Origin of the sequence: Methanorbis furvi (assembly GCF_032714615.1) — an archaeon.
Classification (GTDB): Archaea; Halobacteriota; Methanomicrobia; order Methanomicrobiales; family Methanocorpusculaceae; genus Methanocorpusculum; species Methanocorpusculum furvi.
In genome coordinates, this window is record NZ_JAWDKA010000005.1 from 69,439 (window position 1) to 95,808 (window position 26,370).

Annotated in this window: 24 protein-coding genes and 2 tRNA genes; 9 read left to right on the forward strand and 17 right to left on the reverse strand. The window is 50.2% G+C overall.

Annotated features, from left to right (window positions below):
• Positions 1-6: 6 nt before the first annotated feature.
• From McpAg1_RS05325 to prf1, 4 genes are all read right to left on the reverse strand, one after another.
• Entirely contained in the window at positions 7-1,803 is a 1,797-nt protein-coding gene (locus tag McpAg1_RS05325; protein ID WP_338094264.1) for an aldehyde ferredoxin oxidoreductase family protein, read from the reverse strand.
• Complete coding sequence (locus McpAg1_RS05330; RefSeq protein WP_338094265.1) at positions 1,800-2,276, reverse strand: 4Fe-4S dicluster domain-containing protein; 477 nt, start codon at positions 2,274-2,276, stop codon at positions 1,800-1,802. The genes McpAg1_RS05325 and McpAg1_RS05330 overlap by 4 nt, the downstream gene beginning before the upstream one ends.
• A 503-nt stretch (positions 2,277-2,779) precedes the next feature.
• Positions 2,780-4,456, reverse strand: a complete 1,677-nt coding sequence (gene argS, locus McpAg1_RS05335; protein ID WP_338094266.1) for an arginine--tRNA ligase — start codon at positions 4,454-4,456, stop codon at positions 2,780-2,782.
• Between the two features lie 5 nt (positions 4,457-4,461).
• Positions 4,462-5,748 carry a peptide chain release factor aRF-1 gene (gene prf1 / locus McpAg1_RS05340; RefSeq protein WP_338094267.1) on the reverse strand — a complete coding sequence of 429 codons (1,287 nt, stop codon included), beginning with the start codon at positions 5,746-5,748 and terminating at the stop codon, positions 4,462-4,464.
• Positions 5,749-5,914: 166 nt separating this feature from the next.
• Here prf1 and McpAg1_RS05345 point away from each other — a divergent pair, with 166 nt between their 5' ends.
• From McpAg1_RS05345 to McpAg1_RS05355, 3 genes are all read left to right on the forward strand, one after another.
• Positions 5,915-7,432 carry an SLC13 family permease gene (locus tag McpAg1_RS05345; protein WP_338094268.1) on the forward strand — a complete coding sequence of 506 codons (1,518 nt, stop codon included), beginning with the start codon at positions 5,915-5,917 and terminating at the stop codon, positions 7,430-7,432.
• A 142-nt stretch (positions 7,433-7,574) separates the two neighbouring features.
• Positions 7,575-8,225, forward strand: coding sequence for a hypothetical protein (locus tag McpAg1_RS05350; protein WP_338094269.1), 651 nt, complete (start codon positions 7,575-7,577; stop codon positions 8,223-8,225).
• Positions 8,226-8,537: 312 nt separating this feature from the next.
• Entirely contained in the window at positions 8,538-10,220 is a 1,683-nt protein-coding gene (locus McpAg1_RS05355; RefSeq protein ID WP_338094270.1) for a sodium:solute symporter family transporter, read from the forward strand.
• Positions 10,221-10,548: 328 nt separating this feature from the next.
• Here the strand turns inward: McpAg1_RS05355 and McpAg1_RS05360 are convergent.
• From McpAg1_RS05360 to McpAg1_RS05385, 6 genes are all read right to left on the reverse strand, one after another.
• A tRNA-Ala gene (locus McpAg1_RS05360) sits at positions 10,549-10,620 on the reverse strand.
• A 32-nt stretch (positions 10,621-10,652) separates the two neighbouring features.
• Positions 10,653-11,672 carry a transcription initiation factor IIB gene (locus McpAg1_RS05365; RefSeq protein ID WP_338094271.1) on the reverse strand — a complete coding sequence of 340 codons (1,020 nt, stop codon included), beginning with the start codon at positions 11,670-11,672 and terminating at the stop codon, positions 10,653-10,655.
• Complete coding sequence (locus McpAg1_RS05370; protein WP_338094272.1) at positions 11,648-11,992, reverse strand: H/ACA ribonucleoprotein complex subunit GAR1; 345 nt, start codon at positions 11,990-11,992, stop codon at positions 11,648-11,650. Before McpAg1_RS05370 ends, McpAg1_RS05365 begins: the two co-directional genes overlap by 25 nt.
• A gap of 115 nt (positions 11,993-12,107) precedes the next feature.
• Positions 12,108-12,752 carry a histidinol phosphate phosphatase domain-containing protein gene (locus McpAg1_RS05375; RefSeq protein ID WP_338094273.1) on the reverse strand — a complete coding sequence of 215 codons (645 nt, stop codon included), beginning with the start codon at positions 12,750-12,752 and terminating at the stop codon, positions 12,108-12,110.
• Between the two features lie 7 nt (positions 12,753-12,759).
• A complete protein-coding gene (locus tag McpAg1_RS05380) occupies positions 12,760-13,032 on the reverse strand; it encodes a signal recognition particle subunit SRP19/SEC65 family protein (RefSeq protein WP_338094274.1) in 273 nt (90 codons plus the stop codon).
• Between the two features lie 225 nt (positions 13,033-13,257).
• Complete coding sequence (locus tag McpAg1_RS05385) at positions 13,258-13,608, reverse strand: hypothetical protein (RefSeq protein ID WP_338094275.1); 351 nt, start codon at positions 13,606-13,608, stop codon at positions 13,258-13,260.
• Positions 13,609-13,830: 222 nt separating this feature from the next.
• Here McpAg1_RS05385 and hypB point away from each other — a divergent pair, with 222 nt between their 5' ends.
• From hypB to McpAg1_RS05405, 4 genes are all read left to right on the forward strand, one after another.
• Positions 13,831-14,478, forward strand: a complete 648-nt coding sequence (gene hypB, locus McpAg1_RS05390) for a hydrogenase nickel incorporation protein HypB (protein WP_338094276.1) — start codon at positions 13,831-13,833, stop codon at positions 14,476-14,478.
• A gap of 114 nt (positions 14,479-14,592) precedes the next feature.
• The gene (locus McpAg1_RS05395) at positions 14,593-14,970 is read left to right on the forward strand and encodes a 30S ribosomal protein S8e (RefSeq protein ID WP_338094277.1); all 378 of its coding nucleotides are present in this window, start codon (positions 14,593-14,595) and stop codon (positions 14,968-14,970) included.
• A 138-nt stretch (positions 14,971-15,108) separates the two neighbouring features.
• A complete protein-coding gene (locus McpAg1_RS05400; protein ID WP_338094278.1) occupies positions 15,109-15,531 on the forward strand; it encodes a hypothetical protein in 423 nt (140 codons plus the stop codon).
• Complete coding sequence (locus McpAg1_RS05405; protein WP_338094279.1) at positions 15,528-15,998, forward strand: DUF2240 family protein; 471 nt, start codon at positions 15,528-15,530, stop codon at positions 15,996-15,998. The genes McpAg1_RS05400 and McpAg1_RS05405 overlap by 4 nt, the downstream gene beginning before the upstream one ends.
• A gap of 110 nt (positions 15,999-16,108) precedes the next feature.
• On the opposite strand, the gene McpAg1_RS05410 is transcribed toward McpAg1_RS05405, so the two are convergent.
• Together McpAg1_RS05410 and infB are read right to left on the reverse strand one after the other, a co-directional pair.
• Positions 16,109-16,507 carry a 30S ribosomal protein S6e gene (locus McpAg1_RS05410; RefSeq protein WP_338094280.1) on the reverse strand — a complete coding sequence of 133 codons (399 nt, stop codon included), beginning with the start codon at positions 16,505-16,507 and terminating at the stop codon, positions 16,109-16,111.
• 71 nt (positions 16,508-16,578) lie between these two features.
• Positions 16,579-18,351: a translation initiation factor IF-2 gene (gene infB / locus McpAg1_RS05415; protein ID WP_338094281.1), complete on the reverse strand. Its 1,773-nt coding sequence runs from the start codon at positions 18,349-18,351 to the stop codon at positions 16,579-16,581.
• Between the two features lie 565 nt (positions 18,352-18,916).
• Here infB and McpAg1_RS05420 point away from each other — a divergent pair.
• Positions 18,917-18,989 (forward strand) — tRNA-His (locus tag McpAg1_RS05420).
• Between the two features lie 386 nt (positions 18,990-19,375).
• Here the strand turns inward: McpAg1_RS05420 and McpAg1_RS05425 are convergent.
• The 4 genes from McpAg1_RS05425 to McpAg1_RS05440 form a co-directional block, all read right to left on the reverse strand.
• Complete coding sequence (locus McpAg1_RS05425; protein WP_338094282.1) at positions 19,376-19,735, reverse strand: winged helix-turn-helix transcriptional regulator; 360 nt, start codon at positions 19,733-19,735, stop codon at positions 19,376-19,378.
• Between the two features lie 73 nt (positions 19,736-19,808).
• Positions 19,809-21,713 (reverse strand): ABC transporter ATP-binding protein, encoded by a 1,905-nt coding sequence (locus tag McpAg1_RS05430; RefSeq protein ID WP_338094283.1) that lies wholly within the window; start codon positions 21,711-21,713, stop codon positions 19,809-19,811.
• Positions 21,714-21,721: 8 nt separating this feature from the next.
• Positions 21,722-23,458, reverse strand: a complete 1,737-nt coding sequence (locus McpAg1_RS05435; RefSeq protein WP_338094284.1) for an ABC transporter ATP-binding protein — start codon at positions 23,456-23,458, stop codon at positions 21,722-21,724.
• Complete coding sequence (locus McpAg1_RS05440; protein WP_338094285.1) at positions 23,455-23,898, reverse strand: MarR family winged helix-turn-helix transcriptional regulator; 444 nt, start codon at positions 23,896-23,898, stop codon at positions 23,455-23,457. Before McpAg1_RS05440 ends, McpAg1_RS05435 begins: the two co-directional genes overlap by 4 nt.
• Positions 23,899-24,129: 231 nt before the next feature.
• Here McpAg1_RS05440 and hcp point away from each other — a divergent pair, with 231 nt between their 5' ends.
• Positions 24,130-25,668 (forward strand): hydroxylamine reductase, encoded by a 1,539-nt coding sequence (hcp, locus tag McpAg1_RS05445; protein WP_338094286.1) that lies wholly within the window; start codon positions 24,130-24,132, stop codon positions 25,666-25,668.
• A gap of 14 nt (positions 25,669-25,682) precedes the next feature.
• Here hcp and McpAg1_RS05450 read toward each other — a convergent pair whose 3' ends face one another.
• A complete protein-coding gene (locus tag McpAg1_RS05450) occupies positions 25,683-26,315 on the reverse strand; it encodes a GyrI-like domain-containing protein (protein ID WP_338094287.1) in 633 nt (210 codons plus the stop codon).
• Positions 26,316-26,370 lie beyond the last annotated feature (55 nt).

A 26,370-nucleotide genomic window follows, 5' to 3' on the forward strand; every position in this document is an offset into this window, starting at 1 on the left:
AAACCATCAGATGCTGAGTTCGTCCTTTTTGTCTTTTGATGGAACTCCTTCGCCGTCCCATCCGCGAAGTTCATAATACTCCTTGAGCATCACGTCAAGCTCGGCAACTTTTCCTTTGGCAGGGCCGGACGGGAGTTTCTCCCGCAGAAGCCGCGGCGGCAGGGTATCCTTCTCAACGCCAGCTGTGATGTTGAAAAGTTTTTCAAGATTCCAGCACCGCTCGCCTTTCAGGAGAATGTCAGCGTCCGACTCATCGCTGCCGATGCATTCACGGTACTGGGCCGCAATCTCCGGAAGGCCGAGGGCGAATGTGGTGAACAGACACATGCCAAGACTGTCGACGAGGGCGGTCAGGTCCTGGAATGTTTTCAGCAGAGACGCTTTTCCTTCGGTGACGAGCGGATCGGTCTTGACTGGAATGCCGAGAATTTCAGGGGACGTGAGATAGCCGCGGACGTGACAGCCGCCGCGATTGGATGTCGCGTACTCAAGCGCCATTCCCTGAATGGCACGCCCGTCGTAGGCAGGCATCTCCTGTTTTTTCACGCTCATGGAAAGCTCGGGATGACCGTACTGTTCTGCGAGCCGATAGGATCCAAGCGAGAGGGTCTTGCCGAAACCTTCGTTTCTGCCGACCAGCTCGGTGAGTTTTACCACTGCGTCGGCATCGCCGAACCGGAGAGGCATGCCGATGTCGGACTCAGGGAGTGCACCCATCTCGAACAGCTCCATTGCACAGGCAATTGTTGCCCCGAGCGTGATCGGGTCCATGCCGTACTCGTTGCAGAGATGGTTCGCCCGAACGATTGCGGCGAGATCGCTCACACCGCTGTCGGCACCAAATGACCAGCCTGCTTCGTACTCAGGTCCTTCGCCGAATGACTGGTAGGGTCCGCTTGGAACGCGGGTGATGCGGCCGCAGGCAATCGAGCAGCCGAAACATCCTTTGTTTTTGAGCAGGAACTTGTCGGCAAGACGTTCACCCGACGTGTCGTCGGCTTTGTCAAAGACCGAGCCGTCACGCCAGTTGTGAAGCGGCAGAGCACCGCTTTCATTGATGATGTTGACGAGGACTTCGGTCCCGAGCATGCCAAGCCCCTGACCTGCGACGGGATGAACGGCAATTTTTGCACGGGCGTCACTGAGCGCTTCATAGAACTCTGCCGGGCGGGCGACATGAACCGAACCGGTTCCTTTCACCGCGACCGCCTTGAGATTTTTTTTGCCCATGACCGTGCCGAGGCCGCCTCGTCCTGCTGCCCGGTGTTTTTCATTCATGACGCAGGCATACAGACATCCGTTCTCTCCGGGAGGACCAATGCAGGAGATTTTGAATGATTGCCCAAGAGCTGCATTCAGCTCGTCGGTTGTTGCATGGACCGACTTTCCCCAGAGTTCAGCAGCGTCGCGAAGCTCAACATCTGCATCATTGATGTAGAGATAGACCGGTTTTTCGCTGACGCCTTCAAAGATGATTCCATCATATCCGGCAAACTTCAGCTCGGGTCCGAACTGTCCGCCTGAGTTTGCAGCACCTATTGTTCCGGTCAAGGGAGACTTTGCGACGACTTCGTATCTGCCGCAGGATGCAGCAGCTGTCCCTGTTAAGGGACCGGTCATGAAGATGAGTTTGTTGTCAGGGCCGAGCGGATCGACTCTTGGATCCACTTCGTCGCAGAAGTATTTGGTGCCAAGGCCGCGGGCTCCGACATAGTCTGTTGCGTGCTGCTGGTTGAGCGGCTCTTTGGTTATCTCTCCCGCGGCAAGATTTACTCTGAGTATGGTTCCGATATAACCGTTCATGACTTCACCTCCGAGAATGCTTCTTTGAACTGATCAGCGATGCGTTTTTTCCGGTCCGAGTCCTCGTGCGGATCAACATACACGATCGCTCCTGCATGGCAGTATCTTGCGCACTGGGGCGTGCCGCCGCAGAGATCGCACTTGAAGACCGAACGCGTGATCGGCGAGAACTTCATGTTCCCGAGCGGGCAGGCGTTGACGCAAAGTTTGCAGACGATACACTTTGCCGGGTCGATGACAACCGCGTCGTTTTTGTCGCGGTAGATTGCTCCGACCGGGCAGACGTTCTGACAGACCGCGTCCTCACATTGCAGGCACATGAGCGGTATGGTGACTGTTGATTCAGGATAATCGATGACGCTGACTGAGGAGAGACGTGGATTGAAAACTCCGTTGTGTCCAAAGGAGCACATGAGTTCACAGGTTCTGCATCCTACACACTTTTCTGGTTTGAGTATGAGTTGTTGTGTCATTATAGTATGATTGAGAAGCACTGCGGCTCCTTTGTACCTCCAAACAGATATGTTGTTATGGTACCTTATGAAATGAACGCTCACTGCAGATTGGGGGTGCGGGTTGGGAAATAATTTTTTGTTTTTTTGGAATTTTTGTATGTTGTCTATTAAGTCCTGCCGCCCACGGAAAAGCGGAACACACAGAAAAAAAATCACGGAGCAGACGTGAACATCACGGAATTCGAGCGATGTATTTCCGTGATGTTCACGTCTGCTCCGTGATTTTTTTTTCTGTGAAACTTCCGTGTACTCCGCTTTTCCGTGGGCGGAGCTACGATGAGTGTTAGTTATCAGTAAACGAATTGATGGGCAGAGACGTACACCAAAGATCAAAAAAATTTCACAAAAATATTTTCAAAAAAAAAATTCGCGAAGAAAAAAATTCGCGGAAATATTTTTCCACAAAAAAATATGATCCGATCAATGGCGAGAAAAAAATTTCCCACGCCACTGATCAGAAATCACATCGACTTCAGTGCTTCAATGCCAAGAACATCAAGCGCTGATGCAAGCGTGTTCCTGCTTGCATCAACAAGCGTCAGCCGTGCATCACGGACAGACCCTTCCGCCTTCAGCACAGGAGCGAACCGATAGAACGAGTTGAAGAGATCCGCAAGGTCGCGAACATAGGTTGCAAGGAGATGCGGACGAAGCTCCATCACCACTTTCTCGATCACATATGGGAAGTGTGCGATGTGCTTCGCAAGCGCAATCTCATACGAATCTGTGTACGAATAATTCTCTGCAAACCCTCCTTCGGCTTTTGCCTTCTCCAGAATTGAACAGGCACGGGCATGAGCGTACTGAACGTAAGGAGCACTCTGGCGTTCAAAGTCCAGCGCCTCCTTCCAGTCAAACACCGTCGACTTCTCAGCAGACACCTTCACAATATCATACCGCACCGCACCAATCGCGACTGCGGACGCAATTTGCAAACGTTCAGATTCGGAAAGTTCAGGACGACGAACCGTCACCTCTTCAAGAGCACGTTTCTTCGTCTCTGCGATCAGCTCGTCAGCAGTAATGAACACACCGCCGCGGGTCGTCATCGATCCTTCCGGCAGCGACACAAACTCGAAGTGCACAATCTCCGGCGGCCGCTCACCGATCAGAGATAGTGTTGCCTGAAGTTGTGCGCCGATCAGTTTGTGGTCAGCGCCGAGCACATCGATGCTCCGGTCGCACTGGCCGTTTTTCCAGAGATGGAACGCAAGGTCGCGGGCCGCATACACCGAAGTTCCGTTACTGCGGCGGAGCACGTACTTGTTGCCGAACCCTTTGTCCGAGAGATCCAGATACATCATCTGGTCTTCGTGATTGGCCTCGGGCAGCTTTTCGATTCTGGCCATAACCTTCTGCATCTCCCCGTTCCAGAGGAACGTCGTCTCGCGGACAAATCTGTCGTGATGAACATTCATCGACGCAAGAGTCTCTTTGATGCCTTCAGCACAGATGTCAACCGAATCATGGAACAGCTTCACGGTCTCAGGATCGCCTGCTTCGATCTTTTCCATCATCACATCAAACTCAGGCTCGATCTCAGGCTTTGCCTTTGCAATTTTATTGGCCTCCACATAATGGCGCACAATAAAATCATCGCCCTTCTCGTTTGGCAGTCTATCGTAATGGAGATTTTTGACGCCCCACGCAACGATTGCAATCTGGCGGCCCATGTCATTGAGATAATACTGGGCCTCAACCGGATATCCTGCCTTTCGGAACGCACGAACCAAAGTGTCCCCGATAACGGTGTTTCTGATGTGACCTACATGCAGAGGACCGTTCGGATTTGCGCTCGTGTGTTCAAGAATCACCCGTTCGGTCCGGGCCGGAAGCTGGCCGTAGTCTGCACCGCGAGCGGCACGAACAGAGTCAGCCACATACTCTCCGCCGAACACGAAGTTAATGTACGGACCCTTCGCAGAAACTGCAAGTCCTGCAGCGTCAGGACGGGCGGAAACTTTTGCGACAATCTCTGTTGCGATCGCTGCCGGATTTTTCCGCTCTTTTTTTGCCAGGGCGAATGCAACGGTTGATGCAATGTCGGCATGGTCGCCGCCGTCAGTAAGCAGCACATCCTCTTCTCCGGTAATTTCGCGGAGAAGAGTCTCAACTTTTTGAATATATTCCCGGTACATAATGCTTACATCCCTGTTGGGTACCGCAGCACTGCGGCAATTCCGCCGAATGCATTGAACAGCATAGACCCTTCCTCGAAGTCATCAGAGATGATCTCAACGCGGGTGTTTGAGGTGTCGGCGAGGTTGGTGAGTTCATCAATAATATCAGTCTCGTCAGCAAGGAACAGCGGCGACTGGCACTGCGGACAGTGACCGAGCGGGAGGTCCTTGAACTTTTTGCCGGCTTCAACCTGCATCGTCTTGATCTCCTGATAACCGCAGTTGCCGCACTGAATGGTGAGTCTGGCTTTTCTGAGTTTTTCGGAGAGCAGCAGGGTATCAACTGCTCCTGCCTCAAGGTTTGCCCGCACGCTTTCCTCACCATATGCTGCGCATCCGTTCTCTTTGATGAGCTCTTTGAAGAACCGCGTCATCTCCTTCTTCTCATCCATGATGTCGACACCACGAAGGGCGTCCTGGGCATTGTCGACGAGTTCACGCAGACCGAACTCGTTGGTGTAGGATGCGTCGAAGAGACCAATAAGACGTTTCTTTACCTCGTGGTGCAGGAAATCTCCTTCTGCGAACTCTTCTTTGGTTGGCATCGGGCCGCCAATCAGAAGGCCTTTGAATTTTTCGAAGAAGTTCGGTTCAGCCAGAAATGCTTCGGATGCACGCTCGCCGACTTTTTTGTAGAAGTCATGGATGGCGATCAGACGCAGGCGTTCGAAACGAATACTTGACTGACCACCTTTACGCTGTTTGCCGGGGACGGTCGAGGTGGTTCCATTGATTGGTTCGATGTGGGTGCCGCGTAAGAATCCCCAGTAGGCTTCTCGGCGGTCGATGACAAGAAGTCCGTAGACGTACTTGTCGTCCAGCATCGCTTTGAGCGGTTCAAGCTCGAAGCTTGAACTGCATCGGTAGCTGTAGGTACGGATTACTTCTGGCGGTTCAACAATGATCGATTCGAGATCGGTTTTGTCTCCGCCGACGTTGATGGCTCCGCAAAATACTGCCATGCCGTTCTCCGGCGGGTTTTTGAAGTATTTCAGCCGTGCGAGAATCGAGGAGATTGCACTCTGCACGTTGGTTCGCGTCTGTTTGCTTTTGATGTTGGCGCACTGGCCGTACTCGTCACGGAGTTGTGCGGTTACGTCGTAGATCTGTTTGTCGGGCGGGATGTACAAAGAGATCAGTTCTGTTCCCGAGCCTTCCTTTTCCTCCAGCTTTTCCAACGATTTTTTGAACTCATACCGCTTTCGCGCTTCGTCCTTCTCAATTTGTGCCTGGGGTATTTCCTCTGCCATTGTATATGCAAATCCTGAAACTGTATTCGTTTATAGAATGTGGTGTATCATTTGTCTGGAAAGATGATTAAGTAGAGGGTAACAGCATGGTTTGTGTCGTTGATTCCTGACGACCCGAAATCAAAAAAGCAATACTCAAATTGGTATCATGTATACAGTATAAGTTATGGATAAACGCATTGGGTTAATACTTGGCATTGCGACATTCATTGCCATACTGTTAATCCCGATAGATCCAACGATCCTTCCGGTCTCAGCAAGGTATGCTGCGGCTGTAACAGTGCTGATGGCTATCTTCTGGATTACCCAGCCTATACCGATTGAGGCAACTGCCCTCATCCCGATCGTTGCGTTCCCGCTTCTTGGCATTCTGAGCCCTGCCGAAGCATGTGCTCCCTATGCTGACAAAATTATTTTCCTCTTTCTCGGAGGGTTTATTATTGCAATGTCCATGCAGCGGTGGGGTCTGCATAAACGCATTGCATTGAAGATCATTGGGTTTACCGGTACCAGTCCGCGGAGACTGGTGCTCGGTTTCATGATCGCAACAGCATTTCTGTCCATGTGGATGTCGAATACGGCGACCGCCATGATGATGATCCCCATTGCCATCGCCATCATTGCAACCGTCCTCCCAACCAAAGTCTACAAGGACATGACCACCGAACAGAAAGCCTTCGCCGGTTGTCTTGTTCTTGCGGTTGCATATGCTGCAAGTATCGGAGGCATTGCGACACTTATCGGAACGCCGGCAAACGGAATTCTCGTTGCCCAGATGCAGATACTGTTCCCGGAAGCACCGACCATTGACTTTTTCACCTGGCTGAAGTTTGGTATCCCGCTTCTCCTCATCTTCATTCCAATTGCGTGGCTCTGGTTAACAAGGGTTGCCTACCGCAAAATGCCAAAGACGCTTGATCATGCAAAGGATGTACTCACCCAGGAGATCACAGCGCTTGGTCCCATGTCCCGCGGTGAGAAAAATACTCTTGCGGTATTTATCCTGACAGCGTTTCTCTGGATCTTTGAGAAAAATAAGGATCTTGGCCCCATCACGATTCCCGGTCTTGAGATGATCTTTCCGGGAATTGATGACTGTACGGTTGCAATTTTTGGCGCCCTTCTTCTCTTCCTGATTCCGGTCAACTGGAAAAAGCAGGAGTTTACCATGAACTGGGAGTGGGCTGTCCGCATTCCATGGGGAATTCTTCTTCTCTTCGGCGGAGGCATGTGCCTGTCGGCGGCGTTCATCAAAAGCGGTCTTGCTCAGGCGATTGTCGGATACTTTTCGGTTTTGAACGGAGTTCCAATTGTTCTGCTGGTGATAATCATCGCAGTGGTGGTGATGCTTCTGACCGAAGTGACGTCAAACACGGCGATCGCATCAGTGATGATGCCGATTCTTGCGGTCACGGCTTTGTCTCTTCAGGTCAATCCATGGATTCTGATGATGACTGCTGCGGTGTGTTCGAGTTTTGCGTTTATGCTGCCGGTCGCAACGCCGCCGAATGCTATTGCTTACAGTACTGAGTATGTGGAGATGAAGGATATGATAAATGCAGGATGGGCAATGAATCTGCTTGGTGTTGCGATATTTACGATCCTGTTGTTTACCCTCGTGCTCTGGGCGTTCGGGCTGACACCAGGTCTCCCGGACTGGGCGCTGGTAACAACCATCGAATAATTTTTATTTTTTCGGCTTTGCATTTTTCATCCCGGCTCGCCCACACTTCACATGCCTGCGTTTCATGAGCGATTCAGAATTACCCATGCAAAGCCCTTCCCTTCCATAAACTTGTTAATGTATAGTAACCTATACATTATCCATGAAACATCTCGCAGCAGTCCTTGCTGTTCTTCTTCTCGGCGGTCTTGTTTTTGCTGCCGGTTGTATCGGGACAACTCCGTCCGAGCCGATACAAGCTGGAGACAATGTTACCGTCGAGTTCACCATGTACATCGGTGATACCGTCATGGTCACCTCGAATGAAACAAAGTACAGAGAAATTCTTGATGCAGGAAGGATGCCGGTCCCGATAATTTTGACGGAGAACGTTGTAGTTACGGCAGGCAACACCACAGACGATGACTACATGACGCTGAACAGCAAAACCCACAAGAGTCCTTACTGGCTCTTGGTTGGAGAGTACAACGTCATTGCAGCAAATATTGTCGGCATGAACAAAGGCGACACCATTCGTATGCCCATCTATGCTGCCGGAACGGACATGATCTCGGTCTGGACAAACGAAGACTGTGAAAATATGGGCATCGACAAAAATGATCTGAAAGCAGGACAGCGGCTTACGTACACCCGCAGTATTTCCGAAGCTGATATCGCAGAAGATGGAACGTTCAACCCTGACAACACCACAAACGAACAGACCATGATTCGTGATATGCTGGTCACAAACATCACCCCGGACGGCATTGAGTATCAGGAAATTTACGACACCATAGAGATAACAATCGTCTGAGTCACAAATATTTGCGCGGCAGAAAAGTACCGCTGCACAAAAATTCTTTTTTCCCGAGGCATCATTGCCCAATTAAAATCTTTATGAAGTCGGTGAACAAAATTTCCGACAGATTGCAAACATTTTTTCTCACCAAAAATTATCGGCAGGCATCTCCCAATCAGTGCAAATCAGATTGTACTGAAATCTTTTCATGAGACACCTTTAAGAAATTACGAAGGCAACAAAGTTAGCATAACACGTGTGGTGTCACGGGGGTGGCAGCAGACGTTTATCCAATATATTTTCCCCATCAAATCTGGAGTGTGGTCTATGGGTTTAGAGCAGATAAGTCAGTTCTTTATCGACAATCTCGTACTGATAATTGTCGTCATCTACATGGCATCGATGATCGCCATCGGATACTTTGTGCAGCGGAAAGGCGCAGATAAAAGTGCAGCAGATTATCTGATCGCAAGCAAAGGGGTCGGCCCCTTAATGGTCGGCGGAACAGTCTTTTCAACCAACTGGTGCGGTGGCGTGCTGCTCGGAGCTGCGGGAACTGCATATACCGGCTACGTGGTATCCACGATTGCAGATCCTTGGGCAACCTGTCTGACGCTTGTGCTGATGGCAATCTTCTTCTGTGCGATTCTTCGAAAACTCAAGATCGCATCCTTAAGCGAGATGTATCGTCTGCGGTTTGGCAAACGCGGAGCAACCGTTGCCACGCTGATGTGCATTCCTTCCATGATCACCTGGACTGCGGCAAATATTGTCGCTCTGACCACCATCTTCAAACTGTTTCTGGATTTTGATCCTCTCATCTGCGCAATCATTGCAGGACTCATTGTGGTTTTGTACACCTATCTTGGCGGAATGCTTGCGGTTGTCTACACCGACAACATTCAGGCAGTGATGATTATGCTTGGACTGATCATTCTGATTCCGACCGGAATCGTCTTTGTCGGAGGACTTGACGTACTGAACGCCGCAACACCGGAAAACTTCTGGAACCTGTTCCCGAACGATGGAGCAGGCGCAGTGAGTACCGGATTCACGGTTGATCCTCTCGGTATCTTCACCTGGATTGCAGGCCTTTCGGGAATGGGATTTGGATACCTTGCTTCAGTTGAGCTGACACAACGTGTTCTCTGCGCTCGCGATACGAAGTCTGCTCAGCAGGGTCTTCTTATCGGTTCGGGAATGTATGCGATCGCAGGATTTTTCTCGATGCTGATCGCACTCATTGCAATCGTGATGGTTTCGCAGGGGGCGACCACCGCCTCGGGCGCTCCCATGGCTGACGTACTCGCCGAAGACGGAAACTATGTTCTGCTGGTCCTTGCGGAAAAGTTGTTTGATCCAAGCGTGATGGGAGCGATTGGTGTTGTTCTGATGGCGGTCTTTATCGGATCACTGCTTGCAGCAATCATGTCAACGTCAAGCTCTACGATTTTTGCAGCGTCTGCGGCAATCTCTACACTGATGCTGCATGGTTCGCTCTCCAAGTACGCAACCACCTCCCTGCAGGTTCTCCGGCTTACCCGTATGCTGGTTCTGGTGATAGGGGTATTTTGTGTGTTCTTCAGTTTTGTGATCGACAGTTTGTACTGGATGATGATCTTCTCGTTTACGATTCTCTTCAACTGCATGTTCTGGGCACTGATAGGCGCCCTCTTCTGGAAGAGATGCAATGCATCGTCCGCGATTGCATCGATTGTTGTCGGGTTTATTGGCGTGATCGGTTGTATCATTGCCCAGTCGATCTACTTCGGTCAGATTGCTATCGAGCCGCAGGATAATCTCTGGATCGGTATTCAGACCTTTGTTCCCTGGGCAATGGGAGGTATTGCCATGCTGGTGACTGCATTCCTGACCCAGAAATCCGATCCGCCGGTCGCACTCTGTGATACTGACGGCGATCTGGTCAAGTGGGAGGACCTCCCTCTTTCCGCAGACACCATTGCGGTTCGCAGACACATCGCAGAGATCAAAGCACAGGAAGAAGAGTAGAAATATTTTTCAACCAATTTCATTTTTCTTTTTTTGGGGGAGTGCTGTCCGCGAGATTCTGCCGCCCACGGAACACACTGAACACACGGAAATTTCACGGAAAAAATCACGGAGCAGACGTGAACATCACGGAACCGATACTCAAAGCGATATTTGGCATGAAAATAAAATTCCAATTCAATTTTTGTCGGTGAGCTTGATACGCTAGTATCAGAAATCTTTCCGTGATGTTCACGTCTGCTCCGTGATTTTTTTCTGTGAAATTTCCGTGTGTTCTGCCTTTCCGTGGGCGGCAGAACTTTGTGAACAGCATTCAAAAAAACAAAAATGGACCCGGCGGGATTTGAACCCGCGGCATCTACGTTGCGAACGTAGCTATCTACCCCTGATATACGAGCCCGATAAAAAGTATTGTTGGGAAGTTAATCCCGATTAGAGAATAATCTCAATATCTAATTGTTCTGCCAATTCCTTATATCTGTTCCGAATCGTGACCTCGGTCACACCCGCAACATCAGCGACTTCACGCTGGGTTCTGCGTTCTCCGGAGAGAATTGACGAGATATAGATGGCAGCGGCAGCTACACCGGTCGGACCGCGCCCGCTTGTAAGCTCGCGTTCGCCTGCCTGCTTTAAGATCTCCATCGCACGCGACTGGACCTCACCCTTCAGGTTCAGACCTGAACAGAATCTTGGCACATAATCGCCCGGAGAAGTCGGTAGAAGTTTCAAGCCAAGCTCACGGGAGATGAACCGGTAGGTTCTGCCGATCTCTTTTCTTGAAACACGCGACACTTCCGCAATCTCATCAAGCGTTCGCGGAACATTACACTGACGGCATGCGGCATAAAGGGCGGCTGCTGCCACTCCTTCGATACTTCTTCCGCGAATCAGATTCTTGTCAACCGCGTCACGGTAAACAACTGCTGCGGTCTCACGCACGTTTCTTGGAAGACCAAGAGCAGATGCCATACGATCCAGTTCGGATAAGGCAAATGCAAGGTTACGTTCGGTTGCGTTCGAAACTCTGATACGGCGCTGCCATTTTCTCAGCCGGTAAAGCTGGGCACGGTTCTTCGAAGAGATTGCACGACCATAACTGTCGCGGTTTCTCCAGTCGATCATGGTGGACAGACCTTTATCGTGAATCGTAAAGGTCATCGGCGCACCAACACGCGACCGCTTCATTCTCTGATCATGATCAAACGCACGCCACTCCGGTCCGCGGTCGATGAAGTCATCATCAAGCACAAGACCACACTGCTGACAAACCAGTTCCGCACGCTCATAGTCATGGACAAGCTGGCGGCTACCGCATTCCGGACAGACCGTCGCAGTGGTGTCATTGCCTCCCTGCTTCTCCTTCACCTTTTCCACAGCGGTGTTCTGCCGCTGTTTCATCTTTTCGCGCTCTTCCTTTAACTGTCTCAGCTTCTCGATTTCTTTTTCCATATTGAACCTCCGGTCTTCGGGCGGCGGCTATTGTCCGTCCCCGTGCGTCCGGACGCATGATGATGTTTTTTCCCTGGTTTTTCCGGTTTTGATTCGGGGATTACATAGAGATTGTCCCCAACATATGCGCAAACACCTTCATTGCACAGAACGGTAAGATAGGGGCGTGAAACGCTTCCGTAGAGATCTACAATTTTACCAACAGGGCGATTTTCTGCATCGGCAACCCCTGTGTAAAGAGGAGGAAGCTGACCCGCATCACTTCTGACAACTAACAGTCGTTGTCCAAGAATTGCTGTAACACTTCCTGCAAACTTCACAAATCAGCCTCGAAATCATACCGCATATACTGCAGAATCAAACCACAGAATATATATGCAATATATTATGATGAGTGAGGACTATATAAACTTGTTCCAGAATAGTAAAATAGAGTCAGAGATTTCTGACCTCATCTGCGGATAGAGAAAGAGCTGTTTTTGCCTCGTCTTCACGCATCCCTGCCCCCCGAGCAACAAGATACTTCACCTGTTCACTCAACAGATCATCAGGACCGTGGGCATCAGACTCAACTACCAGAGATGCACCCGCGCGACGGGCTTCAAAGACTACATGGCCGTTTGTTCTGTTGTGTCCGCCACGCGCAGTGATCTCAAGATATATGTTGTTTCGTGCGGCAAGTCGTGCCTCTTCTTCGGTGATGAGACCCGGGTGTGCAAGGATATCCACATAACTGCTGGAAAGTGCAGCCATGTTGGTTCCCGGAGCTACCGGCTCAGAAACTGTCTCGCCGTGCACCACCACAATCTCTGCACCAAGCGCTTTGGCATATCCTGCCAGCTCATCGATCTGTTCCGGTGGCACATGCGTAATCTCAATGCCTGAGTAAAGACGCAGTCCAAAAAGTTCCGCAGATTTTTTTACTGCTTTCTGGGCGGAAAGGAGTGCTTCCACATTGGAAAAGTCTGCATGATCCGAGATGGCAACTTCGGTGTAGCCGAGGACAGAGAGTCTGCGGAGAAGTTCGGTCGGCAGAAGTTCTCCGTCGCTCATCGTTGTGTGGCAGTGGAAATCGTACATGATTTTCTTAGTTCCCGCTCAGTTTGTGTGCAACTTTCTGGAGAAGTTCCTCTTTGCTTCCCTCATACTCAACCCGCAGTCTGCCTTCACGGGAAAACCAGTGTGCCGGATGCATGATGTCGCGCTCTTCGTCAAGGACAGTTACGCTGCACTGTTTTACCGCACGGGTAACCTGAGCAAGGTTCGGTGAGGATACTGCAAGAGTTTTTGCCACGCGTCTTCCTTGAGAGCGGGTCAGACCTGCATTGAAGTAACAGGGATAGAGAAAACGAATCGCCATGGATGTAGTACTGTTTGGCGTTGATGATCTATAAGGTAATTGGCGATGAAGGATCTTCGATGCAAAAATCTGAAAAAATAATTTTCGGTACGGGAAATTTTTTACCTTGATTGCTTCAAGTAAAATGACATGCCAAAAAATTTCAAACAATAACGAATCCTTCAGACGTTGTGAAGAAACGAAACGGAAAGCAGAAAAAAGAAAATATGAATATTGGTATTTTCTTTATGGGACTGCCGCATACTCGTATGTCATCGATCCGGCAGAGTTTTCCAAAACTGTGTCCGGCATCATAACGATCGCTCCTTTCGCGATCAGATCATCGACCAAAGGATCTCCTGCGTCAATGATCACGAGCTCCGGATCGCTGTCCCGGAAGTAGGGGCGAAGCTCCATGTGTTCTGGGATCGCTTCATGTTCGACAGGTGGAATGTATTTCAGATATAGGGTGGAATGATCATCTGAGATTGACACAACAAAATAGCCGTGTTCTCCCTCGGTTTCTGCTGCAACTACCGGCAGAGCCAGCAATGTAAGAGCAAGCAGAACTGCAGTAATTTTTGCAAGAGTGTTCATAATGGCATTTCTCCTGAGTGTGTGTGGGGTGTCAGAATTTTTCTCTGACATAATATAATGGGCAGTCGATGTTAATATAACTTTACATAATGTTTTGATATGATTACTTTGTGTAATCTGTAGCTGACCAAAAACATATTTTTCTTGTTCACGGTATGACGCACTCATACGCAGAATAGAAATAGCGCATCTATAAACCAGACGCACACCAATACTACCATTATGCACCACGTGGATGTTCACATGGAAGCCGAGATTTACGGCGCGAATAACCGTCTTGCGGAACATAACGCAGAACATTTCAAAGCGCACGGCGTCCGTGCATTTGATCTTCTCGGAGCCATAGGCTCAGGTAAAACCTCGCTCGTTGAACAGATCGTTCCCGAACTCAAGCGCCGCAACCTCAACGCTGCCGCAATCGCAGGCGATGTCTACGGTGATGATGACTTCCAGCGAATCGTCAAGACCGGCATTCCTGCCTTCAATGCAAACACCGGAAAAGAGTGCCACCTTGATGCGCATCTCGTCCACCATGCGCTCGACCACCTTGACCTCCACGGAATCAATGTAGTCTTAATCGAAAATGTTGGCAACATGGTCTGCCCGACCGACTTCAAACTTGGCGCAGAAAAACGGATCGTCGTTATCTCCACCACCGAAGGCGACGACGTGGTCAACAAACACCCGATGATGTTCCGCGACTGCCAGATTGCAGTCATCAACAAAATCGATCTCGCTGAAGCTGTCGGCTGCAACGTCGAACGCATGATAAACGACATCAAACGCTACAACCCTGAGATGATCATCATCAAAACCAATCTCAGAAAAGGTGAAGGGGTCAAGGAAGTTGTTGACGCAATCCTTGCCTAAAGGAATTTAAATATCGGTAGAGCCTATACATATAGGACTCTGGAAAAGACTGAGATGTTCGGACAACCTCCGGACATTCGATCAGAGAAACACATTATAGGAGATAATTAATTCATGCTTTGGCAAGGAAGATCCGTTAGAAAGTCTACCGGCGGCCGCTACCACGCAAACCGTGGAAAGAAACGGTTCGAGATCGGCAGATCCCCGGCAGACACCATTGTTGGCCCAACCCGTGTAAAGACCATCAGAGTGACCGGCGGCAACACGAAAGTCCGCGCACTCCGCTGTGAGTTCGCAAACGTCAGCGACAAGAAGACCGGAAAAGTCCAGAAGGCAAAGATCACTTCTGTGGCAGAGAACGCAGCAAACCCGAACTATGTTCGCCGAAGCCTGATGACCAAGGGCGCAATCATCATTACCGACATCGGTAAAGCCCGCATCGTCAGTCGCCCGGGTCAGGACGGCGTTATCAACGCAGTCCTGCTCGAATAACCATAATATTTTTTTTCTTTTCTCAGTTACGTGAACGTACAGTTCTCGGAGACTGCCGGTCGTATTCATCTCACAAATAAGGATGCAACGCATCACAGCAGAATATACTTATCCGTAGCAGTTACCAATATCTGATACATGAGAAGAGTGTCCTATCAGTTTCCCAACCGCTGCGATCTTGAGTTTGAAGCAGATGTCCATTTTCCGGTATTTCTGGACGCCGTAGAGTCCCTCGCCGGACGACAGGATAATTTCCGAACCGATCGCGGACCAATCAAACGGGAGATCAGTGTTTTGCTTGCCAATGACCGGCTTGGATTTGAACAGATTGTAAAGGGTTCTCAGATGAGCAAAATTGCAACCGATGCCGCTGACATTGTCGTTGTCCTCACCGACACCCTGCTCAAAGCATCCGGCAACGTGCCCTTAAACGACCACCGCTTCATGATCCGCACCATCGAAAAAGGTGACAGAACCGAAGTCTTCATCACCAAGTCTCCGTCCATCGAAGGATTCGATTCAATGGACATGAAGAAAATGATTCTTGAGGCACTTTCGTGACCGAACTGGAAACCACCATTGCCGCGCCTTTCAAACATGGAAGAAAAGAAAAGCTCACCAAGATGGAGCTGGTGTTCTACTATGTACAGGACAAACGGTGGATGAGTCAGGACCAGGCGAAAAAACTGATCGACCTCGCATCAAAACGCAACCTGATTAGTAAAGACGGCTCGGAAACCAGTTACCGGTTTACCGGATCTCTTGCAGACATCACCATACCTCTCGGGTTCCGGCCGGGCGATGAGATCTTTTCTGCAACAGAAGCAGAAAAAGATCCGGTCGAAGCACTCTTCGAAGACATTGCCACAGCGACTGGAAAAACCAAAAAAGATCTCGCAGCCGAACTGCAGGAGATCAACGAACATTTTGACAATCTTCTTCTGCCGCAGGCAGCAATGATTCTTCTGGCAAAAAAATATCGCGTGGCCTATGATGCATATCTGCCGGCTCTGAAAGAGACGATGTAACAATCAGAAACAATAATTTTTCTACGCGACTGTAAAGATTTCAAAAAATCACAACGCGTAATTTTTTTTTTAGAAATTTTGAAGAAAAGAAAAAAGTATTGATGAGAGAGTTACTCTGCTGCAGCTTCTGCCGGAGCAAAGATCTCTGCGACCGGCTTTTCGCCGTAGGTGGAGATTTTGGCATTTACCTGAACGAAATCAGCTGCGATCTCATTGCCGCGCTGGGTTTTTCTTCTTCTCTCACCGTGGTGGGTTGCGTGGAAACCAAATCCGTCGGATAAGAGAAGGTTTCTCTTGCCGTTGCCCGGAAGGTCAGCGCGTGCCGGAATACCGGTCTTGTCGGATCCACCAGTGATTGTGATCTTGTAGCCGTTCATACCAAACGGAGCGCCGTCAACTTCGGTGCCGATCTTCTTTCCCAGAAGTGCACCTGCAGCTGCGCCCGTGGCATCTATTTTGTACGAAAGACCGGATTTCGGGTCTGACAGTACGACCTTAAAGTCTACCATTGTATAAGCACATCTCCTCGATATCAATAGGATGCCGAAGTACCCATATAGTTAGTCTCTCCCCATTTATACTACTTCCCCCAGAAGAACTCGGTCTTGCGGAAAATGTTGGCATACTCCTCAAGTGCCTCCTGAGTACCGGGATTTAAATGAGAGTACATTTCCGTCTCCAAAACCTTCACATGTCGCTCGGGCACGGCAACGTAAAGCGTCTCCCCGACATCGATTTGTCGCCCGATTGTGACGCCGTCGATGGAGATCGCAACTTCGGCACCCTCCTTTGCCTCCTGAATACTTTCCTTGTTCAGTTTGATCTGCTTGATCTCACCAACAACCTTGCCCTCGCGCGTCGAGACATTGACATGCGGCCGGAGAATTCCTCCAAGGATTCGCACACCCACAACCGCGGGGCCGCTCTGGCGGAACACGCAGCCGGGAAGAATGGAAAACTTCGCCGGAAGTACGACGGTCTCAAACTGTTTTGCCTCACGCGCTCGGGCAAGTTCGTCGCGCCATGCGATGTACTCGTCGATGAGTTTGTAGATGACGCGGTTGGAGAAGACCTTAACATCCACATCGCCGTCGCGGATCATTGCTTCTGCGTCCGGCAGGAGAGGGACGTTGAAGCAGAGCACGGTTTTGTAGGATTCGTCCTTCATGACGCTGATCTCAATCAGGTCATGACGGCTGACAGGACCTACTTCAGCGCGCATGATTGGGATGTTCTTTCCTTCCAGCTCTTTGGAAAGTGCTTCAAGAGCACCGATTGTGTCGGCCCGGACAGTGATACCGACTTCGGAGAGTTTGACATTGATCTCCTGCATCTCCTGATCTATTTTTGCAAGCACCGCGTCGCGGTCATCGCGAATGACCCGAAGCGGGGAGCCGGCAATGACTGTCTCCAGATTCGGTGCAGTGATTTTGACTCCGGCTGCGGCGATCACGGATTTGACGCGTTCGAACCGATCTTCGACCAGAATTTCCTTCATCGGTCGCGGCTGGAGAAGCGCACGCACTTTGGTTGCGATTGGCCCTTCAGCACCCGCAACAGCGATTTCATCGCCGATGCTGATGATGCCGTCATAGAGAATAACGTCAAGGGTTGTGCCAAGACCTTTTTCCTCTTTTACTTCAAGAACAGTTCCAACGCCAGGACCTTCGACGGTCATCTTCAGACCTTCGGTTAAGAAGCGCTGAGCAAGACCGATCATGACCATCAGCAGGTCGCCGATGCCTTCACCGGTCATGCTGCTGACAGGAACGATCACAAGGTTTCGCTGGAAGTCACTCACGCGGTCGAACCGCTCGGAGTTGAAACCGAGGTCGGAAAGTTTTCCGACCAGTTCGTAGACACGGTTTTCGCACTCGGTCTGGGCTCGGTCGTTCTGACTTTTGTATGATTTCAGGAAACCTGCGTTCTGCTGCGGCCGCCAGCCCGGGATGCGGTCGATCTTTGTTGCGGCAATGACGAACGGAGTTTTACAGTTTCTGAGAATCTGCAGAGCTTCGATCGTCTGCTGTTTGAATCCTTCATTCACGTCCACCACGAGAATTGCGATGTCGGCGAGTGCGCCGCCGCGGGCACGAAGCGTGGTGAATGCATGGTGTCCGGGTGTGTCAATAAAGAGAAGGCCCGGGACTGAGGTCTTCATCTTTCCCAGGTCACCGCTTATTTTCTGAATGGAGTCGATGGGTATCAGTGTTGCGCCGATATGCTGGGTGATTGCCCCTGCTTCCCCTGCGGTAACACGCGAGCCGCGAATCCTATCCAGAAGCGATGTTTTCCCGTGGTCTACATGCCCGAGCACGCAGACAATCGGGGTCCGGAAGTGTTCTTCTGTCATATCTTTTTCCCTCACTCTCTGAACTCCAAAAAACAGAGACAAAAACTACGTAACTATTGGTGGTGGACAGTAATAAACGTGAATGGCATCCGGGACTTTTTCGGGTGAATGATTTTCGTTTATTGGGATTTCTTTATGTGATTTCATTTAAGGTAACCACGTGAGACCACCTACAGAGAATCACGACTAACAAAATTTATTCCCAAATCAACGAACACAACCTGCCCCGACTACAATCCAAAGGGTTTTGCCCATTAATTTGTTTATCGGTAAACACTGTTTGCGTTTGGACAACTCCGCCCACGGAAAAACGGAATACGCAGAAAATTTCACGGAAAAAAACATCACGGAACTCACCTTTGAAACGATATTTCTGTGATGTTCACGTCTGCTCCGTGATGTTTTTTCGGTAAAACTCCGTGTGTTCTGTTTTTCCGTGGGAGGCCAAGAATTACTAGGCAACACCAATCCAAAGGATATGTTAATATTTGGGAACACCCTATGTATTAGAGTGTTTCACACGGCGGTGTGAAACCGAATTCATTCCAGAGAAACTGGTTTTCAGGCTAAGGTAGGGTAGCTGGTCATCCTTTAGGACTGTGGATCCTTAGACCCGGGTTCGAGTCCCGGCCTTGGCCCTTTCATATTTTCACAGAATATTATGTATGCGTAATGTTCGTGGGGTTTTTCGTATAGTTGAAATCATTGTATTTTGCATATTTTTTGATTTTGTTGTGTTTGGTTGCTATTTCGTATAGTGCGTATAGTTGGAGTGTGTTTTGCCTGGATCTCTTTGGGGCTGTTGATCTCTATTTGGTTAATGGGAGTGAATTTTCGTTTTCACTATACGTATATACGAATTCCTTTCACATGGCATTGGATTTTGATTTTAGTCTTTATGATGCGGCAAACGGTTGCGTATAGTTGGCGCAGAGTTGGCGGAGTTTGCATGGTGTAGCGTGTGAAAGGCATGATTTTTCGCGAGAAGGCGACGTGTAACAGACACCGCCTACAGAATGAATCATCACAGCTTACAGTGTTTGCATTCCTGATCGCCGCAGGGAATGTTATCGATCTTCCACTTCAGCGCCCAGTACTTAATCCCCCGCACAACCTCCATCAGCTCGATACCGCTCGCAGTCAGCGTGTACTCTGATCTGATAGGAACAACGCTCGCATCAACATGTTTTGAAACAATTCCCTCAGCCTCCAGTTCCTGCAGGCGCTCGGACAAAACCTTCGCCGTAATATCAGGCAGCCGGTCCTTCAGCTCCGAAAACCTTCTGGTATGATTCTCTCCCTTAAACAACTCAAGAATAATCAGCAGCATCCACTTCTTCGTCAGATACCGCACCGTGAGATTCACCGTGCAACACTCGTCCATACAAAGAGTATAGCACCTGCATCCCTATCTATCTTTGTATCTTTTTGATACCATCTATGAAAAATAGAGTATGTTACTCCAGCTCGAACGCTCCCGTGTAGAGCTGGTAGTATTTTCCCTTCTCCTGAATCAGCTTATCATGACTGCCGCGCTCAATGATTCTGCCGTCTTCAAGAACCAGAATCACATCCGCATTATGAATCGTTGAAAGACGATGGGCAATCACAAACACCGTCCTTCCCTTCATCAGTGAATCCATTCCAGCCTGCACAATCGCCTCAGTTCGCGTATCAATACTCGACGTCGCCTCGTCCAGAATCATCACCGGCGGGTTGGCGACCGCCGCACGCGCAATCGAAAGCAGCTGACGCTGACCCTGCGAAAGACTGCCGCCGTCTCCTTCCAGCATCGTCTCATAACCCTCAGGCAGCATTTGAATGAAACCGTCAGCATTCGCAAGCCTTGCCGCAGCATACACCTCTTCATCGGTCGCATCCAGTTTTCCGTACCTGATGTTCTCCATCACCGTTCCGGTAAACAGATTGGTATCCTGCAAAACCATGCCGAGCGACCACCGCAGATCACTCTTCCTGATTCTCTTGATATCAATGTCGTCATAGAGAATCGTTCCTTCAGAGATGTCATAGAAACGATTGATCAGATTTGTGATCGTCGTCTTTCCTGCTCCGGTCGCGCCGACCAGGGCAACCTTCTGACCAGGTTTTGCATAGAGACTCACACCATGCAGAACCTCTTTGTCAGGCACATATCCGAAATGCACCTCATCAAACCGTACATCCCCTTTCAGCTGCGTGTAAATTGTTCCCTCTGGAGTCTCCTCCTTCCATGCCCAGATACCGGTATCATCCGTCGTCTCAGAAAGAACGCCGTTCTCGACTCTCGCATTCACCAGTCTGACGGTTCCCGGATCATCCTCGACCGGTTCATCCATCAGATGGAAAATGCGTTCCGCACCCGCAAGCGCCATCACGACCGCACTGATCTGCTGGGAAACCTGACTGACCGGCATCATAAAGCTCCTGCTCAGCAGCATAAACGCCGCAATCGCCCCAAGCGTCAGACCGCCGATACCACTAATCGCAAGAGCTCCACCGATGATTGCCACCAAAACATACTGAATGTTACCGATATTCATCACGATCGGCATGAAGATGTTGGCAAACGTGTTCGCCGACTTTGCGTGACCGTAAAGTTCGTCATTCAATGTATCGAACTCGAGCCTCGACGCATCCTCATGACAGAACACCTTCACCACCTTCTGGCCGTTGATCATCTCTTCGATGTAGCCGTTCACCGTCCCGAGCGACTTCTGCTGCTGCACAAAGTACTTCGCACTCCTGCCGCCGATGTACTTTGTCACGAAGTAGAACACAACCAGCATCGCGACAACAATAAGTGTGAGATACACACTGGTGTAGACCATCGCCACAAATACGGCAACAATCGTCACCACCGATGAAAACACCTGCGGCACACTCTGGGTGATCATCTGCCGAAGGGTGTCGGTATCGTTGGTGTAATGACTCATCACATCGCCAAAAGTGTGTGAGTCAAAGTAGCCTATCGACAGCTTCTGCATATGGGCAAACATCTGGTCGCGGATCTTTTTCATAACCCCCTGACCGATGACCACCATCATTCGCGTGTAGATGAGTGTTGATACAATGCCTATCAGATAGATGACGGCCATGAATGTGATCGCTGTCAGAAGACCGGTGAAGACCGGATTCTCTACCCCGATAAGCGGCGTGATATAGTCATCAATCAGCACCTCCATGAAGAGCGAACCGACAACTCCGGTGATGGAACTCAGAACAATTCCTATGAGAACGATTGCGAACCGGATTTTGTAGGTTCCGGTCAGATATCCAAGCAGACGCTTTATCGTTTTCATGGCATCGCCAGGCTTTCTGCCGCCGCCGAACTGTCCGCGACCGTGGTGTCGGCCAGACCCCATCGGCGGCATTACTCTTCCCCTCCTTTCTGCTGGGAGTGATACATCTCCCGATAGACAGGATCCTTTTCCAGAAGTTCCGCATGGGTTCCTTCGGCAGTGATGCGACCTTCGTCCAGAACAAGAATCCGGTCCGCATCCTGAATCGAGGAGATTCTCTGCGCAATGATGATCTTGGTGGTGGCAGGAAGTTCGGTCCTGAACGCTGCCCGGATCAGAGAGTCGGTTTTGGTGTCAACCGCACTTGTTGAGTCGTCGAGAATCAGAATTTTCGGTTTTTTCAGAAGAGCACGGGCGATGCAGAGACGCTGTTTCTGGCCGCCGGAAAAGTTTGAACCGCCCTGTTCCACATGTGTGTCATAGGCTTGTGGCAGACTGCTGACAAACTCATCAGCGTGAGAGAGCCGGCAGGCATGTACAATCTCTTCCTCGGTTGCGTCCCGGTTTCCCCATCTGAGGTTGTCACGGATCGTTCCTGCAAACAGGATGTTTTTCTGTAAAACCATTGCCACTGCATTGCGGAGAGCGGCAATATCGTACTCTCTGACATCTCTGCCGCCGACAAAAACCGCGCCATCAGTTGCGTCATAGAGTCGCGGGATCAGCTGAACAAGTGTTGACTTTGAGCTTCCCGTTCCGCCGAGAATACCGATTGTTTCTCCGGACGTTATCTTCAGGGAGATGTTTTTGAGGGCAAGTCTGTTCTGATCTTTGGTGTAGCTGAAGCTGACATTCTGGAACTCCACACTTCCGTCTGCGACTTCGTAGACGGGGGAGTCAGGATTTTTGAGATCAATTTCTTCGTCGAGCACTTCGGTGATTCGTTTCGCAGACGCACGCGCCATTGTGATCATTACAAAGACCATCGCGAGCATCATGAGACTCATGAGAATCTGCATGGTGTATGCGATGAGGCTCACAAGTTCTCCGGTCGAGAGGTTGCCGAGTACAATGAACTGTGCTCCAAACCATGAGATCAGAAGAATACTTGCATAAATTATCGCCTGCATGAGGGGGCTCGTGAATGCAAGAAGTTTTTCAGCGCTGCTGAAGTAGCCGTAGATTGTGGTTGAGACGTCGCGAAACTTTCGTGTTTCATAATCTTCACGGACATAGGACTTCACGACCCGGATTCCCCGCAGGTTTTCCCGCACGACTTTGTTGAGATGGTCATATGTTTTGAACACGAGTTCAAAGAGGGGATGGGCTTTGGTGATGATCAGATACATGCCGATTCCGAGAATCGGCAGAAGGACGAGGAAGATGAGCGAGAGTTCAGCGTTGATGCCTACCACCATGAGGAAGGAGAATACCAGCATCAGGGGACAGCGGATGGCAACTCTGATGATCATCTGGTATGCGTTCTGGACGTTGGTGACGTCAGTTGTCATGCGGGTGATGAGGCTCGCTGTTGAGTATTTGTCGATGTTTGCGAAGGAGAAGTTCTGGATGTTGTGAAAGATGTCATGCCTGAGATTTCTCGCAAATCCTGCGGAGGCTGATGCTGCGTACTTTCCGGCAAGTACGCCGAACACCAGAGCCATGATGGCGAACAGGAGAAGGGTGAGGCCGAGTTTGACGATGATCGGCATGCTGCCTCCGGTAATGCCGTCGTCGATGAGGCCTGCGATGATCAAGGGGATGAGGACTTCCATTACGACTTCGAGTGCGACAAAAACCGGTGCAAGAAGGCTGTCACGTTTGTATTCGCGGATGGATTTTGAAAGCCGCTCGACGATATGATTCATGGGTTGTCTCCTGCGAGATTTTTCTGCATTCTGGCGATCACTGAACAGAAAAGGGTCAGTTCTTCGGATGTCAGGCCGCGGGTGAGTCGTGAGTCGATTCGGTTCATTTCTCCGGCGACGCGACGGTGGATATCTTTTGCTTTTTCGGTAAGGATGAGCTTTTTGAGTCTGGCGTCGTAGGGTACGGGCTCACGGATGATGAGGCCGTTTTTTTCCATGAGCTGGAGGATGCCGCTTGCGGTTGAGCGTCTGACTTCAAGTTGTTCTTCGATGTCTTTTTGGAAGATGTCCTTTTCCTGATGGTGAAGGTAGCCGATAATCCATCCTTGTACTCCGGTGAGGTTTTCGCATTTTGAAAAACTGTCTGAGTTGTGAAGCTGACGTTTTATCTGGTTGGCAAGTTTTTTTATTTCGATGATGACCGGCGGCTGTGGATCCATTGCTCATGATAGTTAGGAAGCTAACAATATAAACATCTTGGCTGGGGATATATCTGAAACGCGAATTCTGAAACGCGAAGAACACGAATCGCATGCCTGCGGCCTGCGATTCGCGTTTCAAAATCCCATCCCGACCAAAACTCCCATGGTATGTTTTTGGAAACTTTTTGTTATATAACTAAGTATCAACCATATACATACTATACAAAAGAAACCAAGGTGAAAATAATCATGTACTGTACACAATGTCAGGAATCAAAAGAGCCCTGTTCTCTGGGCGGCGCCTGTGGAAAGAACAAAATCGTTGCCGGAGCTCAGGATGATGTTCTCTACGCTCTTTCATGTCTTGCCTACCGGGCAAAAGCGGCAAACATCGATCTTCAGCCCTGCGTTCTTGAAGCACTGTTTGCCACGCTGACAAACGTCAACTTCGACGAGCAGTGTTTTGCAGAGTATTCCTCCTGCATCACCGCACACTACAACTCCCTGCCCAAGGCCGCGGGCGAACCCGCCTTTGACGCCCCCGCAGGACTTGACGAGATCGCAGATGTCAACGTCCGGTCGCTCTACTCAACACTGCTCTTCGGCATCAAAGGCCTCGCCGCCTACTACTCGCATGCAATCGTGCTCAACAAAACAGATGACAGCATCCTCACATTCATCCGCGACGCACTTGCCTCAAGATTTGAGAACCTCACGATCGAAGAGAGAACTGGACTCGTGCTCGAGTGTGGAGCTTACGGGGCAAAAGTTCTCGCTCTGTTAGATGAAGCGAACCAGACCTATGGAAAGCCGGAGATCACAAGTGTGTCCACAAGTGCCGGAACAAAACCCGGAATTCTCGTCACCGGCCATGACTTAAAAGACCTTGAGATGCTGCTTGAAGCAACCAAAGATGCGGGCGTTGACATCTACACGCATGGCGAGATGCTGATTGCCCACGCCTATCCGGCCTTCAAGAAGTATCCGCATCTCCGCGGACACTTTGGCGGATCATGGGCAGAGCAGAGAAACGAACTCCCAAAGTTCCACGGTCCTGTTCTGTTCACAACAAACTGTATCGTCCCGCCAGCGCCAGCCTATGCAGACAAAGTGTTCACGACCGGTGCCGTCGGTTTCCCGGGAACGCCCCACATCGAAGCAAAACCTGACGGAAGCAAGGACTTCTCCGCAATCATCGCGCTTGCAAAGACCTGCCGCTCGCCCGAAGAACTCGGACGCCCCGACCTTCTGACCGGTTGTGCTCACGATGCAGTGCTTGCTCTGGCGCCCAAAGTTATCGAACTCGTCAAGTCAGGAAAGATCCGGAGATTTGTAGTGATGGCAGGTTGTGACGGCCGCGATAAACGCCGCAGCTACTACACCGAGTTTGCCAAGGCGCTTCCCAAAGACACGGTTATTCTGACCGCAGGATGCGCCAAGTACCGCTACAATGCCCTGCCGCTCGGCGATATCGAAGGTATCCCCCGCGTGCTTGATGCAGGCCAGTGTAACGACTCGTACAGTCTGGTGGTTGTGGCACTCGCCCTTGCGGACGCATTCGGCTGCGGTGTAAACGATCTGCCGATCTCCTACAACATCGCCTGGTACGAGCAGAAAGCGGTTCTCGTCCTGCTGACGCTCCTGCACTTGGGAATCAAGAACATCATGATAGGTCCCTCTCTCCCGGCATTCATCACGCCTGATATCCTGAATGTTCTTGTCGAAAACTTCGGACTTCAGCCAAGCTCAACCGTTCAGGAAGACTTAGTGAAGCTCTCCTGCGTGTAAGGAAAACCCTACACTCACACTTCTTTTTTTCGGACCGTCCACCGAAGTACGGTTTTTTGTTTTGCAGGGTCACTCTTTCTGGCATCTGAGATGTAGATCTCCCGATGCAGGAGTGAGGTGCGTTCGAGATGGTTTTCTTCAAGGAATGCGGCGAGGCGTGCAAAGCTTGCCGGTTCATCATCGTATGGTCCGATATGCAGCATCTGGGCGGCAAGTCCCTCTTCGATTTCTTCGAAGATCATTTCATCAACACGGGCGTCAGGATTTTTCTTTCTGACTGCCTCTTTTGCGCGGGAGATTACGTCGTCAGTGACGAACTCGGGCTGGCGAATCATCAATGTGTAGGAGAAGTTGCTTTTGTCAGCTATTCCAAGCTCTGGGTTGACGAGTCCCCAGACTCCTTCGAGCGGGTAGACGGTGTAAGGCGCGTAGCCTTCAGGCGTGAATCCCTGTTTTGGCATCATGCGAACTGCATAGGAGAGGGAGTAGAGAAGGCCGATGTGGTCGGCGAAGGTCTGACTCGTGTTTGGGTCGCCGACTCCTTTGACCATGAAAAATTTCATGGCAGGGATAGTTATCAGTTCCGGCTGATTTTTGGGGAGGTAGAGGGTTTTGTCCTCTTTGCGCCACTCATGTTTTTCGGTCATTGATTTTTCTATATGGCGCTTGGGCTATATGAAGGATAGACCGCGGGGAGTGAAA

Excerpts from the sequence above, each read along its gene's own strand:
- McpAg1_RS05395 (WP_338094277.1), top strand. The coding sequence starts at position 14,593 with ATGCTTTGGCAAGGAAGATCCGTTAGAAAGTCTACCGGCGGCCGCTAC.
- McpAg1_RS05430 (WP_338094283.1), bottom strand. The coding sequence starts at position 21,713 with ATGGGGTCTGGCCGACACCACGGTCGCGGACAGTTCGGCGGCGGCAGA.
- McpAg1_RS05450 (WP_338094287.1), bottom strand. The coding sequence starts at position 26,315 with ATGACCGAAAAACATGAGTGGCGCAAAGAGGACAAAACCCTCTACCTC.
- argS (WP_338094266.1), bottom strand. The coding sequence starts at position 4,456 with ATGTACCGGGAATATATTCAAAAAGTTGAGACTCTTCTCCGCGAAATT.
- McpAg1_RS05375 (WP_338094273.1), bottom strand. The coding sequence starts at position 12,752 with ATGTACGATTTCCACTGCCACACAACGATGAGCGACGGAGAACTTCTG.
- McpAg1_RS05400 (WP_338094278.1), top strand. The coding sequence starts at position 15,109 with ATGAGAAGAGTGTCCTATCAGTTTCCCAACCGCTGCGATCTTGAGTTT.
- McpAg1_RS05325 (WP_338094264.1), bottom strand. The coding sequence starts at position 1,803 with ATGAACGGTTATATCGGAACCATACTCAGAGTAAATCTTGCCGCGGGA.
- McpAg1_RS05355 (WP_338094270.1), top strand. The coding sequence starts at position 8,538 with ATGGGTTTAGAGCAGATAAGTCAGTTCTTTATCGACAATCTCGTACTG.
- McpAg1_RS05350 (WP_338094269.1), top strand. The coding sequence starts at position 7,575 with ATGAAACATCTCGCAGCAGTCCTTGCTGTTCTTCTTCTCGGCGGTCTT.
- McpAg1_RS05435 (WP_338094284.1), bottom strand. The coding sequence starts at position 23,458 with ATGAATCATATCGTCGAGCGGCTTTCAAAATCCATCCGCGAATACAAA.
- McpAg1_RS05440 (WP_338094285.1), bottom strand. The coding sequence starts at position 23,898 with ATGGATCCACAGCCGCCGGTCATCATCGAAATAAAAAAACTTGCCAAC.
- McpAg1_RS05380 (WP_338094274.1), bottom strand. The coding sequence starts at position 13,032 with ATGGCGATTCGTTTTCTCTATCCCTGTTACTTCAATGCAGGTCTGACC.
- hcp (WP_338094286.1), top strand. The coding sequence starts at position 24,130 with ATGTACTGTACACAATGTCAGGAATCAAAAGAGCCCTGTTCTCTGGGC.
- infB (WP_338094281.1), bottom strand. The coding sequence starts at position 18,351 with ATGACAGAAGAACACTTCCGGACCCCGATTGTCTGCGTGCTCGGGCAT.
- McpAg1_RS05410 (WP_338094280.1), bottom strand. The coding sequence starts at position 16,507 with ATGGTAGACTTTAAGGTCGTACTGTCAGACCCGAAATCCGGTCTTTCG.
- prf1 (WP_338094267.1), bottom strand. The coding sequence starts at position 5,748 with ATGGCAGAGGAAATACCCCAGGCACAAATTGAGAAGGACGAAGCGCGA.
- McpAg1_RS05365 (WP_338094271.1), bottom strand. The coding sequence starts at position 11,672 with ATGGAAAAAGAAATCGAGAAGCTGAGACAGTTAAAGGAAGAGCGCGAA.
- McpAg1_RS05345 (WP_338094268.1), top strand. The coding sequence starts at position 5,915 with ATGGATAAACGCATTGGGTTAATACTTGGCATTGCGACATTCATTGCC.
- McpAg1_RS05330 (WP_338094265.1), bottom strand. The coding sequence starts at position 2,276 with ATGACACAACAACTCATACTCAAACCAGAAAAGTGTGTAGGATGCAGA.
- McpAg1_RS05385 (WP_338094275.1), bottom strand. The coding sequence starts at position 13,608 with ATGAACACTCTTGCAAAAATTACTGCAGTTCTGCTTGCTCTTACATTG.
- hypB (WP_338094276.1), top strand. The coding sequence starts at position 13,831 with ATGCACCACGTGGATGTTCACATGGAAGCCGAGATTTACGGCGCGAAT.
- McpAg1_RS05425 (WP_338094282.1), bottom strand. The coding sequence starts at position 19,735 with ATGGACGAGTGTTGCACGGTGAATCTCACGGTGCGGTATCTGACGAAG.